Origin of the sequence: Paenibacillus lemnae, assembly GCF_012933385.1 — a bacterium.
In the GTDB taxonomy this organism is placed as follows: Bacteria; Bacillota; Bacilli; order Paenibacillales; family Paenibacillaceae; genus Paenibacillus_AQ; species Paenibacillus_AQ lemnae.
On record NZ_JABBPN010000017.1, the window covers coordinates 64,335 to 78,456 of the forward strand.

Consider the following 14,122-nt stretch of genomic DNA (forward strand, 5'->3'; position numbering starts at 1 on the left):
TTCTTCACAACATCTTGAAATGATCTTGAAATCTTCTTGGTATTCTATGACCCATAGGACAAGAGGAGGAGCTATGGGATGAATAATCAACAACAGCTGCTTCATTGCAGCGGTGTCAAAAAAATATACGGCAAAGGCGAAAGCCGGACGGAAGCTCTGCGGGGTGTCGATTTCTCGCTTCAGGCAGGAGAGATGACAGCGATCATGGGACCTTCAGGCTGCGGCAAAACGACGCTGCTTCACTGCCTGTCAGGCATGGACAAGGTGACGTCCGGTGAAATCTGGTTCAGAGACCGTCCGGTTCACAGCCTGAAGGAGAATGAAAAGGATAGCCTTCGAGGCACATCCATGGGATTCGTGTTTCAAAACTATAATTTGATCCCGGTACTCACAGCGGTAGAAAATGTAGAGCTGCCCCTGTTAAGTCAAGGTGTCTCTCCGGGAGAATCCCGCAAAAAAGCGGTGGATGCGCTTGGGAAGGTCGGTCTGTATGAGCGCAGATTTCATAAACCCGCTCATATGTCGGGCGGACAGCAGCAGCGTGTCGCCATCGCGAGAGCGATCGTGCATAATCCGGGCATTGTCTGGGCGGATGAACCTACGGGTGCACTTGACCGCGAAACGACCGGGAAGGTCATGCAGCTGATACATCACTTGAACCGGGAAGAGGGTACGGCTTTTGTTATTGTGACACACGATCCCGACATTGCAGCTATGACTTCACGTATCGTCTATATGGACAGCGGGAAAATCATTCATGAGAAATCCGGAAGCGGCAGGGGGATGTAAGCATGCTGTACGCATTTTCACTCCTGGGGCTGGCTATCGTGCTAATGATGGGGTCTTATATGAGAAGACACCCACACTTGAGACGCATGTCCTTTCGTAATATATGGATGCAGAAGAACAGAAGCCTTTTTGTGTTGTTCGGAGGAATGATCAGCACGATGCTCATTGTGTCGGCACTGCAGCTGCAATTTTCGATGAACCGCAGCGGTCAGGATTACATGCAGCAGAACTACGGAGCTGTAGTCGGGGAAATCAGCTCGCAGCGGGAGCGGGTAACCGAATTTAACGGAGATGCAATCAATCAGCTGTATCGGGATATGTCCACGGACGGATATTATGACGGTATGTTACCGGCGGTGATGGGGCGATTGACCGTGTTTAAACCGGATCATACCGGCGCTCCCGATGACATTCAATCCGGGGTAATGCTTTTTGCATTTCCCAAGGACTTGTACCCGGAGCATATGGATGCAGCTGGAGGAGAGGCCAAGTCCTACATACGTCAGGCGGCATCATTGGTACCACCGGTTAATGAGGTTTGGCTGGATTCCCGCACGGCCAATGCTTTGAAGGCCTCTGCCGGTGATCAGGTCAGCATAGTGCATGAAGGTGAACCGGTATCGCTCACAGTGGGGCAGGTTGTGGATGCCAGCGGACTGCTTCTTTACCCGGGGGCAGAACGCACTGCCCTTTCTATGGCAGTTCATCCTGATACTGCAGCGTCACTGCTCGGCATCAAGTCGGGCAGTGCGAACCGGGTGCTGCTGCTAAGCAATGATCTTCGCACATATGCGCCCATTCAAGGGGGATGGAGTCCGGTCTTTACGGCGAACGAAGCCTCGCATGAGCTGGAGAAAAGCACCAAGCTGCTCCCGATCTTTACGATAGCGAGCCTCACTTCCATTGTGATCGGGATGCTGTTCATGATCAATCTGTTTCATATGATTACAGAGGAGCGGAGACAGGAGATCGGGATTTTGCGAGCGATCGGTCTGAATGCATCACAGACGCGCGGGCTGCTTCTGCTTGAAGGCTTCTGGTACGCCGTATTTTCCGGAATGATTGGACTGGCGGCCGGTGCAGGCCTGTCGGTGCTCTTGGTTCATCGTCTGGGAGATGGCCTAGGTCTGCTGCTGCAAACCGAGAACGGCAGTGTACTCAGCTTTCAGCCGCACCTGGATCTCCTCAGCTTTACCGCAGCCTTCGGGATCGGCCTGCTGCTCACGATGCTTTCTGTTGCTGTTGTCAGCGGAAGTCCGCTTCGAAAAAGCATTGTAGAAGCTTTGAAGCCAGCGGCGGCTAATCCAGATATCGCAGGAAGACGGAGCTCAGCTATGAAGCTGATCGGTGGAATTATGACCTGTGCTGTGTTAATAGGGTCTGTCAGCTATTCCTTCACGGATCATTTTCTGACCTGCGTAAGCTTTCCGGAAATCGATCTGTTCGGCATTCTATTGTTCTGTTTCTTTATACTCCTGCTGGCTGCTATCACAAGTATTCTGCTGCTTCCGGTTCTTCTAAAGCTGCTCTATTCCCTGCTTGCACCTTTGAGCAGGTGGAGAGGGATGCTGATGATTTCACTGCGCTACCCGCTCTATTACAGCCGGAGATCCGTCTTGCAGCTGCTGATGTTCGCAGGGGTTCTGTTTCTGACCTGCTTCGCAGCCGTTTTCGGCGAAAATGCCGCCGGGCACTTTGAGGATTTTGACTCGCGGCGGGCTACAGGCGGCTTTGAGCGTTATGCTGCTGTCGACTGGAATCTGAGCGAAAAGCAGCTGGAAGAGAAGATTTACAAATCTCCTTCCGGGACAGTAGAGCATATCCGGTCGGCCGTTATCGAACGAAAAAAACTGGACTTTGGCTATAACCTCTCTGTATTTGGAGTTACCCCGAAATACGGGGAGCTGCAGGAGCTGAATATCGTAGAGCGGGCGCCAGGTTTTGCGAGTGACAGTGAAGCCTGGCGGAGTCTTGCTGAAAATCCCGACTTGATTATCGTCAGTGATAACTTTCTGGGCGCGGTCGGGCAGCCCGAGCGTGCTGCCGGTGACCGTTTAATCTTTCGGGAAAGGGGCTACCCCGGACGAGGCGATGGAGCTCTATTCCAGATTGATAAAAAGATAGCGGCCATTGTGAAGGTCCCTGCTAACGCATTAAATATTGCGGCAGCTCAGGGTGTATGGATGTCCCAGGAGTCTTTTGCAGAGGATGTAACGAACGGACCTGTTTCGAGTCTGCTGCTGTTTAAAGGAATAGCAGATCAGGAAGTACGGGAACAGGAATGGCAGGTGCTTGAAGAGAGTCTGACGGCTATGAACATATATCCCCTGTTAGATCCAGAGCAGATGAACGAAGAAGGAACGGGTTTTCTTCGGATTTTCTTCGGACTGTTCGAGGGCTTCAGCGCACTGGCTGCCCTGATCGGAACCACAGGACTCGTGCTCTTGACACTGCGTTCTTTCGCAGAACGCAAGCAGCAGTTCGGCATGCTTCGAGCCATTGGCGTTAAAGGCAGCCATATTCGAATGGGCTTCAGCCTGGAGAGTGGAGTCATTGCCATCCTTGGTATTACCATAGGCGTTCTTGCCGGAACGTACGGCGGGTATCTGATGATTCAGGCTTTCATGCAGGATGGTAAAGAAGCATTTTCCCGTGAGGTGGTTAACTATCCATGGATCAAGCTTGCCGCTTATTATGGCGGAGCCATCCTGTTGACCTATCTGTGCGTTGCGATCCCTGCGCGGAAAGTGCAGCAGCTGCCCCCGGCAGAAGCCTTTCGTTACTTGGAGTAGACAACAATAACCAGGCGCCAGCCTGCCCCAGATCTATGATCTTCAGGGCAGGCTGGCGCCTGGTTTGCTGTATACCCGCTTGTGCAGCTCAATCGGTTAGCGGCAGGGTTACGGAGAACAAGGTTCCTTTACCCACGATACTGTCAGCGGAGATACTTCCACCGTGAACTTCTACGATCGATTTCGTAATAGCCAGCCCAAGACCGGAGCCGCCTGATTTACGGGTCCGGGAAACATCGCTCCTGTAGAATCGGTCAAACACATGAGGCAGGTCCTCTTCCTGGATGCCGGTGCCGTTATCCTGCACGGTAAGCAGGGCCGACTGCTTCAGTCTACTCAGCCTCACGGAGATACAACCCTTGTCGGGATCGGTGTGCTGTACGGCATTATAAAACAGGTTGAGCAGGACCTGCTTGATCTTGTCAGCATCACAGAAGCAGCACAGATCAGGCTCGATTTCAAAGGAGGCTGCACGATTGCCTGCGAGTATGGTCAGGTTCGGCTCCATTTCAGCTGCAAGCTTGTCCAGGCGCATCTCCTTCAGGACCAGCTCCGGCGAACGATCCAGCCGAGCCAGCAGCAGCAAATCTTCAATTAATTTTTTCATGCGTCCGGATTCACCATGCATGCTGCGCAGGGAGGATTGCAGCTGCTCCTCCGAAATACCTCCCCGAAGGAGCACCTCCAGAAAACCGTGAATAGATGTCAGCGGTGTCCGCAGCTCGTGCGAGGCATCTGCGATAAACCTCCGCATCTGCTCCTTAGCTTCGACTTCCAAGCGGAAGGAGTGATCCAAACGTTCCAGCATCCCGTTAAAGGATTGGGCAAGGCGATCAATCTCTTCCTGTCCCTGCCGCGCTGGAAACCGCTCATTCAGATTGCCGGCATCGGTACGCTGGACGGCGGTCACCATGTTATCCAGCGGAGTTAGGGTTTTTCGCAGCAGCGGCAGATACAGCAGCACTCCGCCTGTCAGGGCGAGGAGCGAAAGTACCGCAAACGTAACCAGCTGGCGGAAAATTACTTCCTGCAGAGGAGCAGCATTGACGCCCATCTGCATCATACCCTGAGGCGAAGACGGGTTTCCCAGCAGGCGAAAGACAATCAGCTGCTCATCCCCGTCAGGGCCCTCCACCACCCGATATCGCTCTGCATCCGGATAGGTGGAAGACTCCAGAATAGCAAGGTATGAGGCAGCATCCAGCCTTGGCGGCGCATAATCGTTATCCGGCAGTGCTTCGAACTCCCCGTCTGCGCCGATCCATGCCAGTGAGGTTTCCGGAAGAAACAATAACGGCCTGCGCCCGGGATCAGGATCCGAAGCTTCTTCCGGCGGTACCAACCCATGGCTGCGTCCTCTTCGGTCAGGCAGAGCACTGAACGCATCCCTGAACTCCATAGGCAGGGCGCGAAGCTGTCTATGCATCATATCAGCCTGATTCCGAAAGATAACATTGCGCATCAGCACATACTGCAGAAACCCGATCAGAAGAAGAAGAATAGCAAGTACAATCAGTGAGCGGGACAGCAGCTGATATCGAAGCGATCGTGGACCTTCGGTAATCCTTTTCCAGTGCGTCATGGGAGATCCAGCCGGTATCCGGCACCTCGAAGCGTACGGATCACCGTATGCTCCTTGTCACCCAGCTTTTCACGGAGGGAGCGGATGTAGACTTCTACAATGTTGTCCTGGCCGCCGAAATCATAGTCCCACACCCGATTTAAAATGCTGCTCTTGCTCAGCACCGATCCGTGTCTGCTGATGAGCAGCTTCAAAAGGTCATATTCGGTTGGTGACAAAGCCAGCACATTCCCGTGATATGTAATTTGACGTTTGCGGTCATCGACCCGGAAGGGTCCGATCATTGCTTCTTCCAGCAGACCCGGGAACTGATTCCGGATTCGTGCGGTGATCCGTGCCAAAAGTTCTTCGAAGCTGAACGGTTTGGCCATATAATCGTCGGCTCCGGTCAACAATCCCCGTACGCGGTCATCCACCTCGTCTCTGGCTGTCAGCATGATGATGGCAGCATTGCACGCGCTGTCTCTCAGCTGGCGGCATACCTCCATACCGTCCATGCCAGGCATCATGATGTCGAGAATAATGAGATGGGGCTGAAACGGTTCTGCAAGTGTGAGTGCGGTAAAGCCGTCTTCTGCGAGCATGATCTCACAGCCCTCCTGCTGCAGTCCCAGCTCAAGAAACTGTAAAATATGAGGCTCGTCGTCCACCAGCATGATTTTGACACCCTGCAGCGTATTCATAAGAAAGTACCTCCCGATCTTGTCTGAATCCTATGTCTTATCATACACCACAAAGCTGAAAAAGAGCTGAAAGGAACATGATGTGGTCAATTCTATGTTAGAAGAAAAACACAGCTTGAATCTATCTTAACCCTAAGATATTATAGATTTGATTTAGACAAAAGGAGGCAAGAGGACATGAATGGAAAGCTGTATCCCGCGGATCTGCAGGGTAAAGGTGTTTTGGACGGCGGAAGGATTATCGAGTCCAAGCCCATTGGCTTATCGGGAGAGGGCTCTGCGGTTACGCGTGTAGGCCCGCTGTTTTACTGGTCCTGGTTTCAGTCGCCTCTTGATGGATATACAGGCTTGCATGCACACCAGGGATTTGAAATGATTACCTACATGATTCAGGGCAAGGCCGTACACCAGAACTCGCTGGGAACAACAAGCGAAGTCGAGGCGGGCGGGCTGCAGCTGATGCGTACAGGCTCCGGCGTGAAGCGTGAAGAGCGTTTTGTCGGTCCCAATGCAGAAGGCTTGCAGATATGGTTTGAACCGCATTTGCGAAATGCACTCAAGCTGAATCCCTCTTACCGGCAGTATCGTTATCACGATTTTCATGTGGAGCATGGTGAGGGTGTTATCAGAAAAACGGTTATCGGTAACCGTTCACCCGTAGATTTAACGGTCGATGTGAACATGGTGGATGTGAGAATGGAACCTGGTAAAGAAATGAACTTTTCCTTGGGTAAAGGCCGGAGTATGGCAGCTCTTGCACTGCGGGGCGGAGGCAGCTGGAGTGCACAGGAGAACAGTACAGGTATAGAACGGCTGCCGTTTCAGCATAAGGATTTTATCGTATGGAAGGGAAATGACGAAGGGGCGCTAACGCTTTCCTTGAAGGCTGAGGAGTCCCTGCGTATGATATGTATTGATGTTCCCGAAGATCCGGGCTATCCCTTGTATGCCAAAAAGCCTTAGTATCACCTAATCCTAGCAGGCTGCTAAGAGATATTTTTCTCAAGGCAGTCTGTTTGATTTGGACAAAACAGGAAAATTGGATTTCTATAATTATGAAGATATACCATACAAAAGGCGAAAACGAGACTATAGTCCTTTAACTTTGGAAAAAAGAGGAGGGGTTATCTGTGTAAATGGGTGCATGCCTTCCCGGATGTGTTGCCGATATAATGGGTTCGGGAAGAGGGAGAGGGGACCTCTCGAAACCTGATTTTTACATCTGGGAGGAATACAGAAGATGAATTCGAATATGACAAGTCATTGGAAAAAAATATGTGCCGGAGCACTTTTGTCTGCGGCTGTTTTGGGTTCCTTCTCCATCGGTCCTGCAAGCTCGGCTGATGCAGCAGCAAGTGAGGGACAGGCTTCAGGAAACGTGTATCTGCGCAGTAATCCATCGGCGGCCGGAGAAGTGGTTGCCCGAATCTATAAAGGAGACGATGTAAGCATTTTGGGAGAATCCGGAAGCTGGATCAAGCTCAAAACAGCTGCAGGTAAAACCGGCTATGCTTCATCTCAATATATTACCGCAGGCGCTGCGGCAAGCAGTGGAAGCAATAATGCCGCAAGTGCAGGGACAAGCAGTGCTTCGATCGAACGTGTGATTCAGGCCGGAATGAACTATCTGGGGACACCCTACGAGTTCGGATCTGACCGTAATACAACGACAACGTTTGACTGCTCTGATCTGGTGCGGCAGGTATTCCTGGAAGGAGCAGGCATCAAGCTTCCGGCCAGCTCTCGTACCCAGGGTGCATGGATTCAGGATCAAGGTACCGCCGTGTATAACACGGGAGATTTGAAACGGGGAGATCTGGTGTTTTTCATGAGCTATCGTGGTTCGTCCGCTTCAAGCTATGCCGGGGTGGACAAGTCCAAGCAGACGATAACACATGTGGGGATTTACCTTGGCGATGATAAACTTCTTCATACGTACTCGAATGAAGCGGGCGGCGTGCTGGTAGGTGACTTCAGCGGATCCTGGAAGCAGCGCTTCCTCTTTGGTGGCTCTGTCCTGAAATAGCGGTATCACAAGGTATTTGATTTTTCGGTCCAAATCCCGTATCGTGGACACCATATTATCATGAGACTGTGAAGCAGGCAGCACATGAAAGAGGTGACACCATGAACGGGCAAAACCGCTCTGACATCCGGCCAGGGCTCGAGGTGGATATTGTCCTGAAACAGGATCAGCGTACTGGAAAACTAACACGCGGGATCGTGAAGGATCTGTTAACCAATTCACCCCGTCATCCGCACGGGATTAAGGTCCGCCTTCAGGACGGACAGGTAGGCCGTGTGAAGCAGATTTACCAGGAAACGTAAAATTTAAACAAAGAACGCTTCTGTAGGATTGGAACTTTTCAGATTCCATGATTATAGGAGCGTTTTTTTTGTTTAAGCCGCGTGTAAAAAGGTTGAACTAAATAATAGGAAGTCATCGTTTATGGATTTAGACAGGACGAATCGAAGAAAAGAGGTGTTGGGACTAATGGCATATACCCTGCAGGATATAGTCCGGATTTCTGGTGTCCGCTTGGAAACACTCCAAGAGTTTCTACAACAGGGATTGCTGCATGGGTCCCAAAAGAAAGAAGATGGAGAAGAACTTTACGGGGAAGAACAGCTGCTGCGGCTTCAGTTCATCCTCTTTAACCTGGAGCAGGATGTTCCCATGGAAGAAATGGCGCATCATCTGGAGGAACAGGAGAAGGATCCCATTGCCACGCTTGTGTCCCATAAACAATGTTTCATTGAAAAAGTACTGCGTATTCAAACCATCGTAGATACGATAGATTTGACAACTTCTTATTTGAAAAACGGGGAGAAGCTCGATTTTGAGCGATTATATATCGGTTTGAGTTCCGAGGATCATGGAGAAGCCTGTGGAGATTCCGGCGCGCCCGAGGAGGCGGAATTATCCCGGCAGGGACAAGAAGATGAGGACCCCAGCCGCTGGTCCAAGGAGGATTACCTTAGTACCCAGAAGGAAGCGGATGGCATCTATCTGGACCTGTGCCGGGCAATGGAATCCGGGCTGACTCCTAACCATCCCGAAGTCCAGAGCATCATTCACAGGCACTATAAATGGGTGTGCAATTTTTACACGCCGAGTCAAAAAATATACAGCGACCTGGGTGAACTATATGTTGAGCAGGATGATTTCAAAAAGCTGTATGATGTATATCATCCGGGCCTGGCCGAGTATTTACGGGATGCCATGAAAATATTCGCCGACAAACAGCTTTAAGCAGGGGTCACTCTTCTATGATTTATTGCTGCAGGCCGGACTCTAAAATGTGCACGAACTGTTCCAGAAATTCGCGGTCTTCAGCCTGAAAACGGCTCTTTAGCGGACTATCGATATCCAGAACCCCGAACAGGGAGCCGTTTCTCATCAGAGGAATCACAATTTCGCTGTTGGAAGCAGCGTCACAAGCGATATGTCCCGGAAAGGCATGTACATCCTCCACAACGAGTGTGGTGCGACTTCCTGCAGCCGTACCGCAGACGCCTCGGTGTAACGGGATACGTATACAGGCGGGAAGCCCCTGAAACGGACCAAGTACCAGCTCCTTACCGTCGAAAATATAAAATCCGACCCAGTTAATGTCCTTCATAAATTGATTTAGCAATGCGGAGGCATTTGCCAGATTGGCAACCGCGCTGGGTTCGTCCTGAATCAGAGCTTTCAGCTGTTGAAGTACCTGAGTCTGCTGTTCATGGCGCGTACCTTCATAGGGAGCATTTTGGAACATGAATTTCACCTCTGTTATATAGGATTCCAAGAGTTTCTATAAGATAGTATAAACGCTGTCAGTTCGTCAAGTGAGCTGCCCTGCAGGTGAAGCACAGTACCTCTCTTGATTATGCCGATGGGATTCCGGGTAATGTATGAAGGTGCAAGTTTATAGTTCAAAAGAGTGAAGGGAGAGAATGAGTCCATGCGTGCAGATGTGCAAAACTTATTTATTGGTATCCATATGCTCTATCACGCACAACAACGTGATCTCACCATCAGCGATATGCAGCCCGAATTGGAACGCCACGGTTACCGGGTTGGTGACCGGGAAGTGAAAGCAGAACTGGAACGGCTGACCCAGGAAAATTTTCTGACCTCTCATGGTGAGGGCTACAGCATCACCGGTGCGGGCATTGAGGAGTTTAAAAGGATTCAAATCAAACTCAAGGAGCTGTGCAGCGAGGTGTTAAAGCCGCTGGATAAAGGCGAGGCCGCTGACGTACTTGCGTGATAACCGGATGCATGATCCGGTCAAATAGACCAAAATAAAGACATGGCGATGCCGGGATTATCTCCTTAGACATCATCATGTCTTTATTTTTTGCTTGGTCTAGACGCTGCCGAGGGACTGATCCCGCATGAGAATCTTCGATACAGAAGGCTGTGCATCATAATCTGCTTCCTGGGCTTCTTCAGAAACAGTCCGCTCTCCCCAATATTCCTGGAGGAATGAGTTCACTTCCTTACGGTATTGATGCGGCCCGATATGATAGGCATTGGCATGAACGGCACCATCAATCAGAACGAGCCGCTTTGGTCCCTGCTTGGCCTCATACATCTCAATACTCATCCGGGTGGGGACGTAGCGGTCCTCTTTACCGTGAATAAACATCACCGGCAGCGGACTGTTCTGCACCGACCGAATGGGACTCACCTGTTCAAAGCTGAATCCCGCTTTCTTCTGAATGCGGCGATTCACCCACCGGAAAAAAGGCACAGACGGCAGCTTGTTAAGCTTCGTAATCTGGTATTTCATCAAGTCGCTCAGGTCGGAATAAGCACAGTCGGCTATCGCCAGCTTGACCTGCGGGGCAGCAATGGACAAGTACTCCAATACGGTGCCGCCCCCAAGAGATTGGCCGTGCAGTCCAATTTCAATATCCTCACCATGCTGTTCCACCAGCCAGTTCACCCAGCACTGAACATCGTATTTTTCATAATAGCCATATGTGGTAAACCGGCCTTCGCTTTGCCCGTGACGGCGCTGATCGATAAGCAGGACATTACAGCCTTCTTCTGTAAACATATCGATAAATTGTGCGGAAACCGCTCTCGAAGCGGTATATCCATGTACAATGATCATCCATCGTTTGGACTCCGGATCTCGCTCAATGGCTGCACCAGACAGTTTAAGTCCGTCGCTGCTTGTGAGAACGACTTCTTTTTTGACCAAGGCTTCGTAACGTTCTCTGCTGTAAATTCCCAAGCTTTCAAGAACCGTAAACAGCTTAAGGTCATTCTTGACTCGCATCTGCGTGATCTGTACATACCCGTACTCCGTAATCCCGGCAGCCAGGATGATCATCAGCAGCACAATGGCAGCCGCAATATACATAGGTCATCGCTCCTTCTTATCCACCTTCGCTGCAGCGAAACAGATCTGCTCATATTGACGAGAATAGAGATCATCACGCAATATAGAAGCATCAGCCCGATATCGGATCTGCTGAAACGGCATCATATTATTAATTTATTGTATGAGACATGACTTAGTATCACCGAAAATGCACCTTACAAGTCAACATTTTTTAAACATGCAGCGCCCGCTGTGAACCAGCAAGTTTGCAGGGGGAGTGCCATAAAAAGGAGGAAGGGCGTGTACATTTGTGCAGGAATGATTCCAGAGCTTGCAGGCAGCCGCCTCCGTTTAAGAAGGCTCACGGAGCATGACAGGGAGGATATGTACCAGTGCTGGACTGACCCTGAAACGGTACGGCATTTATATTTGCCGCCGGTCAGGACAACAGCAGATGCCAAAGAACTAATCCTGCTGCTGAACCAGCTGTCTTATAGTGAAGAGGTGCTCCGCTGGGGGATCGAATTACTGGAAACCGGTGTCGTCATAGGATCATGCGGTTTGAATACCTGGCAGTTGAAAGGTGCATTTCGTGGTGAATTCGGCTGTGAGATGAGCAGTGCATACTGGGGACAGGGGTATATGGCAGAGGCAGCCGGGCTGGTTATGGAGTTTGCTTTTGCAGTGATGGGGATCAATCGGCTGGAGGCGCTGAGTGATGTGGAGAACGAGAGGGCGGCTGCCTTTTTAGGGAGATTGGGATTTACACGCGAAGGCAGGCTCAGACAGTACCGGAAAAAGGCAGAAGGTTTTTCAGATGCCTATTTGTTTTCCCTGCTTCGGGAGGAATGGCAAACTGGATAAAATGGAAACAGGAGGAAAAGGGTAAACATGCTTATTCAATATGAACCGGGCACCTCGCTGCTGCACCGATGGGATCCCTTGGGCAAGCTGACAGCTTTGATGTGTATCGCAGTCATGGCGATGCTGTGGGAAGGGACGGCCAGCCACGCACTGCTGCTGCTTATGTGTGTGCTGGCAGCCCGGTGGGGCGCGTCCATGTCATGGCATCGTATGTACCGAGGTGTCAAACTGATTGCGGCCGTGGCGCTTCCGTATTTTATACTGACGGCAGTCACCGTACCGGGCGAGACGGTTTGGATGCAGTGGGGACCACTGCAGCTGAGTGCTGAATCGGTGGATCAGGCCGGGGAGATGAGCCTGCGGATGATCAGTCTGTTTTTGTCATCTTTGACTTATATATTTACGACAGATCCGCAGGAACTGGTTGCGGAAATGGTGCGAAGGCTGCGCATCCCTTACCGGTTTGCCTTTGGCATTTCAGCTGCGCTTACTTTTCTTCCGCTGCTGGAAGAAGAAGGGGCCGTGATCCGGTCTGCACAGCTGGTTCGAGGTCATCTGCCGCCATCAGGTCTGAAGGGACGCTTGTCCTGGTGGGGAAAATTTATCATCGCTGTACTTCTGAACAGCCTGCGCAGAGTGCAGCAGACGGCTGGGGCTATGGAGTCGAAAGGCTTTGGTGCATATGATCATCGAACCTTCCGGAAGGAGACCATCATACCCTGGTGGAGCCTGCCGCTGGTGATTCTGATGCTGGGTCTGACCATCGGTTCGAACTGGTATGTCTAAATTGTCAACCTGTATGTAATTAAAAATGGTTGACGTTTAAAGGCGAAGAAGGCAAAATATGAATGGGACTGTATTTGTACACCCATACATAGTGAAGTGAAGAAAGAGAGGAACGTAACATGCAATCATTTCCAAGACGTTTTACGACCCAGGATATTGTTCTGATGGCTATGCTGGCTGCGGTCAATGCTGTGCTGACGGTGTATCTCAGTCCGGTCAACAAGCTGCTGACCGGACTCGGTGGACCTGTAGCCACGTCCGTAACGACAGGTCTGTATATTGTTTATGGTCTGCTGGCTTATTACATTATCCGCAAGCCGGGAACGGCGGCAATCACTTACGGCATTGGCGGAACGATCCAGGCGCTGACCGGTCCCGTGTACGGCATTGCGGCCTGTTTTGTAGCAGCTGCCTGCTATATGGTTGTAGCGGAAACTTTGTTTGCCTTGCTGCGCTACAAGAAGTGGGGAGCAGGTGTCATGATGCTGGTCGGAGGCGCGATGGTACCTTTGTGGTTTGTGTTCGCCGCTAATATGTTTGGCTACACAGCATGGTCCACCGGTGTGCTTGCAGGGGCGCTGGTCGTACGTATTATCAGCGGAATCTTCCTCTGCGGGCTGCTGAGCAAAGTGCTCGGGGATGCGCTTAAGAAGACCGGCCTGCTCCGGCGTTTTGCGCTCGGCGTAAGCGGGTGAAGCTTTGACGAAGACCGCAGCAGTGATCTGTAAGCACCTAAGCTACTGCTATGAGGGGGAGAGCCGTTTATCTCTGACGGATGTGAATCTGCATATCGAATCCGGACAGTGGACCGCGCTGATCGGAGCCAGCGGCAGCGGCAAGTCTACACTGTGCCAGCTGCTGAACGGCTATCTTCCGCGCAGCGGCGGCGGTGTTCGTGAGGGGTCACTGCAGGTTTTCGGCATGGACCCCGCAGAAGCGCCGCTGCCTGAAATTACAATGGCAGCGGGGGTGCTGTTTCAGGATCCGGACGCGCAGCTGGTCCGGGGGATTGTGGACGACGAGGTGGCCTTTGGCCCCGAGAACATGTGTGTGCCGCCGGCAGAGCTGCAGCGGCGGATCACCTGGGCGCTGGAGGTAGCGGGCCTGGCCGGCCTCCGCAGCGAACCTGTGCGCCGCCTGTCCGGTGGACAGCGGCAGCGCACGGCCATGGCCGCGGTGCTCGCGCTGCAGCCGCGGCTGTTCGTCTTCGACGACGCCTGCGCGAGCCTGGATGCCGCGGCGCAGGCGGACTTCCTGCAGCTGTGTGCCACGCTGCAGGGGGACGGCCGGACGGTGGTCACCGCG

General features: G+C 51.8%; 14 protein-coding genes and 1 pseudogene. 11 read left to right on the forward strand and 4 right to left on the reverse strand.

Annotated elements, in window-relative coordinates:
• Positions 1-78: 78 nt before the first annotated feature.
• Positions 79-789 (forward strand): ABC transporter ATP-binding protein, encoded by a 711-nt coding sequence (locus tag HII30_RS16475; protein WP_169506144.1) that lies wholly within the window; start codon positions 79-81, stop codon positions 787-789.
• A gap of 107 nt (positions 790-896) precedes the next feature.
• On the forward strand, positions 897-3,581 hold the full coding sequence (locus HII30_RS16480; protein ID WP_211184641.1) for an ABC transporter permease: 2,685 nt from the start codon (positions 897-899) through the stop codon (positions 3,579-3,581).
• A gap of 88 nt (positions 3,582-3,669) precedes the next feature.
• On the opposite strand, the gene HII30_RS16485 is transcribed toward HII30_RS16480, so the two are convergent.
• The gene (locus HII30_RS16485) at positions 3,670-5,163 is read right to left on the reverse strand and encodes a sensor histidine kinase (RefSeq protein WP_169506146.1); all 1,494 of its coding nucleotides are present in this window, start codon (positions 5,161-5,163) and stop codon (positions 3,670-3,672) included.
• On the reverse strand, positions 5,160-5,846 hold the full coding sequence (locus HII30_RS16490) for a response regulator transcription factor (protein WP_169506147.1): 687 nt from the start codon (positions 5,844-5,846) through the stop codon (positions 5,160-5,162). Before HII30_RS16490 ends, HII30_RS16485 begins: the two co-directional genes overlap by 4 nt.
• A 177-nt stretch (positions 5,847-6,023) precedes the next feature.
• Here HII30_RS16490 and HII30_RS16495 point away from each other — a divergent pair, with 177 nt between their 5' ends.
• From HII30_RS16495 to HII30_RS16510, 4 genes are all read left to right on the forward strand, one after another.
• Positions 6,024-6,809: a pirin family protein gene (locus tag HII30_RS16495; RefSeq protein ID WP_169506148.1), complete on the forward strand. Its 786-nt coding sequence runs from the start codon at positions 6,024-6,026 to the stop codon at positions 6,807-6,809.
• A gap of 277 nt (positions 6,810-7,086) precedes the next feature.
• Positions 7,087-7,872, forward strand: coding sequence for a C40 family peptidase (locus tag HII30_RS16500; RefSeq protein WP_169506149.1), 786 nt, complete (start codon positions 7,087-7,089; stop codon positions 7,870-7,872).
• 101 nt (positions 7,873-7,973) lie between these two features.
• Entirely contained in the window at positions 7,974-8,174 is a 201-nt protein-coding gene (locus HII30_RS16505) for a YwbE family protein (protein WP_169506150.1), read from the forward strand.
• 121 nt (positions 8,175-8,295) lie between these two features.
• Positions 8,296-9,099 (forward strand): MerR family transcriptional regulator, encoded by an 804-nt coding sequence (locus HII30_RS16510; RefSeq protein WP_169506151.1) that lies wholly within the window; start codon positions 8,296-8,298, stop codon positions 9,097-9,099.
• A 22-nt stretch (positions 9,100-9,121) separates the two neighbouring features.
• Here the strand turns inward: HII30_RS16510 and HII30_RS16515 are convergent, their stop codons facing one another.
• The gene (locus HII30_RS16515) at positions 9,122-9,607 is read right to left on the reverse strand and encodes a GAF domain-containing protein (RefSeq protein WP_169506152.1); all 486 of its coding nucleotides are present in this window, start codon (positions 9,605-9,607) and stop codon (positions 9,122-9,124) included.
• 186 nt (positions 9,608-9,793) lie between these two features.
• Here HII30_RS16515 and HII30_RS16520 point away from each other — a divergent pair, with 186 nt between their 5' ends.
• Positions 9,794-10,102: a hypothetical protein gene (locus HII30_RS16520; protein ID WP_169506153.1), complete on the forward strand. Its 309-nt coding sequence runs from the start codon at positions 9,794-9,796 to the stop codon at positions 10,100-10,102.
• Positions 10,103-10,201: 99 nt separating this feature from the next.
• Here HII30_RS16520 and HII30_RS16525 read toward each other — a convergent pair whose 3' ends face one another.
• Positions 10,202-11,206 (reverse strand): alpha/beta hydrolase, encoded by a 1,005-nt coding sequence (locus tag HII30_RS16525; protein WP_169506154.1) that lies wholly within the window; start codon positions 11,204-11,206, stop codon positions 10,202-10,204.
• 261 nt (positions 11,207-11,467) lie between these two features.
• Between HII30_RS16525 and HII30_RS16530 the strand changes: the two genes are divergently transcribed.
• From HII30_RS16530 to HII30_RS21675, 4 genes and pseudogenes are all read left to right on the forward strand, one after another.
• Positions 11,468-12,031, forward strand: coding sequence for a GNAT family N-acetyltransferase (locus tag HII30_RS16530; protein WP_169506155.1), 564 nt, complete (start codon positions 11,468-11,470; stop codon positions 12,029-12,031).
• Between the two features lie 27 nt (positions 12,032-12,058).
• Complete coding sequence (locus HII30_RS16535; RefSeq protein WP_169506156.1) at positions 12,059-12,817, forward strand: energy-coupling factor transporter transmembrane component T family protein; 759 nt, start codon at positions 12,059-12,061, stop codon at positions 12,815-12,817.
• 119 nt (positions 12,818-12,936) lie between these two features.
• A complete protein-coding gene (locus HII30_RS16540) occupies positions 12,937-13,512 on the forward strand; it encodes an ECF transporter S component (RefSeq protein WP_169506157.1) in 576 nt (191 codons plus the stop codon).
• 82 nt (positions 13,513-13,594) lie between these two features.
• Positions 13,595-14,026, forward strand: a pseudogene (locus HII30_RS21675) (energy-coupling factor ABC transporter ATP-binding protein); the annotation flags it as partial.
• Between the last annotated feature and the right edge of the window lie 96 nt (positions 14,027-14,122).

Excerpts from the sequence above, each read along its gene's own strand:
- HII30_RS16475 (WP_169506144.1), top strand. The coding sequence starts at position 79 with ATGAATAATCAACAACAGCTGCTTCATTGCAGCGGTGTCAAAAAAATA.
- HII30_RS16480 (WP_211184641.1), top strand. The coding sequence starts at position 897 with ATGCAGAAGAACAGAAGCCTTTTTGTGTTGTTCGGAGGAATGATCAGC.
- HII30_RS16485 (WP_169506146.1), bottom strand. The coding sequence starts at position 5,163 with ATGACGCACTGGAAAAGGATTACCGAAGGTCCACGATCGCTTCGATAT.
- HII30_RS16490 (WP_169506147.1), bottom strand. The coding sequence starts at position 5,846 with ATGAATACGCTGCAGGGTGTCAAAATCATGCTGGTGGACGACGAGCCT.
- HII30_RS16495 (WP_169506148.1), top strand. The coding sequence starts at position 6,024 with ATGAATGGAAAGCTGTATCCCGCGGATCTGCAGGGTAAAGGTGTTTTG.
- HII30_RS16500 (WP_169506149.1), top strand. The coding sequence starts at position 7,087 with ATGAATTCGAATATGACAAGTCATTGGAAAAAAATATGTGCCGGAGCA.
- HII30_RS16505 (WP_169506150.1), top strand. The coding sequence starts at position 7,974 with ATGAACGGGCAAAACCGCTCTGACATCCGGCCAGGGCTCGAGGTGGAT.
- HII30_RS16510 (WP_169506151.1), top strand. The coding sequence starts at position 8,296 with ATGGATTTAGACAGGACGAATCGAAGAAAAGAGGTGTTGGGACTAATG.
- HII30_RS16515 (WP_169506152.1), bottom strand. The coding sequence starts at position 9,607 with ATGTTCCAAAATGCTCCCTATGAAGGTACGCGCCATGAACAGCAGACT.
- HII30_RS16520 (WP_169506153.1), top strand. The coding sequence starts at position 9,794 with ATGCGTGCAGATGTGCAAAACTTATTTATTGGTATCCATATGCTCTAT.
- HII30_RS16525 (WP_169506154.1), bottom strand. The coding sequence starts at position 11,206 with ATGTATATTGCGGCTGCCATTGTGCTGCTGATGATCATCCTGGCTGCC.
- HII30_RS16535 (WP_169506156.1), top strand. The coding sequence starts at position 12,059 with ATGCTTATTCAATATGAACCGGGCACCTCGCTGCTGCACCGATGGGAT.
- HII30_RS16540 (WP_169506157.1), top strand. The coding sequence starts at position 12,937 with ATGCAATCATTTCCAAGACGTTTTACGACCCAGGATATTGTTCTGATG.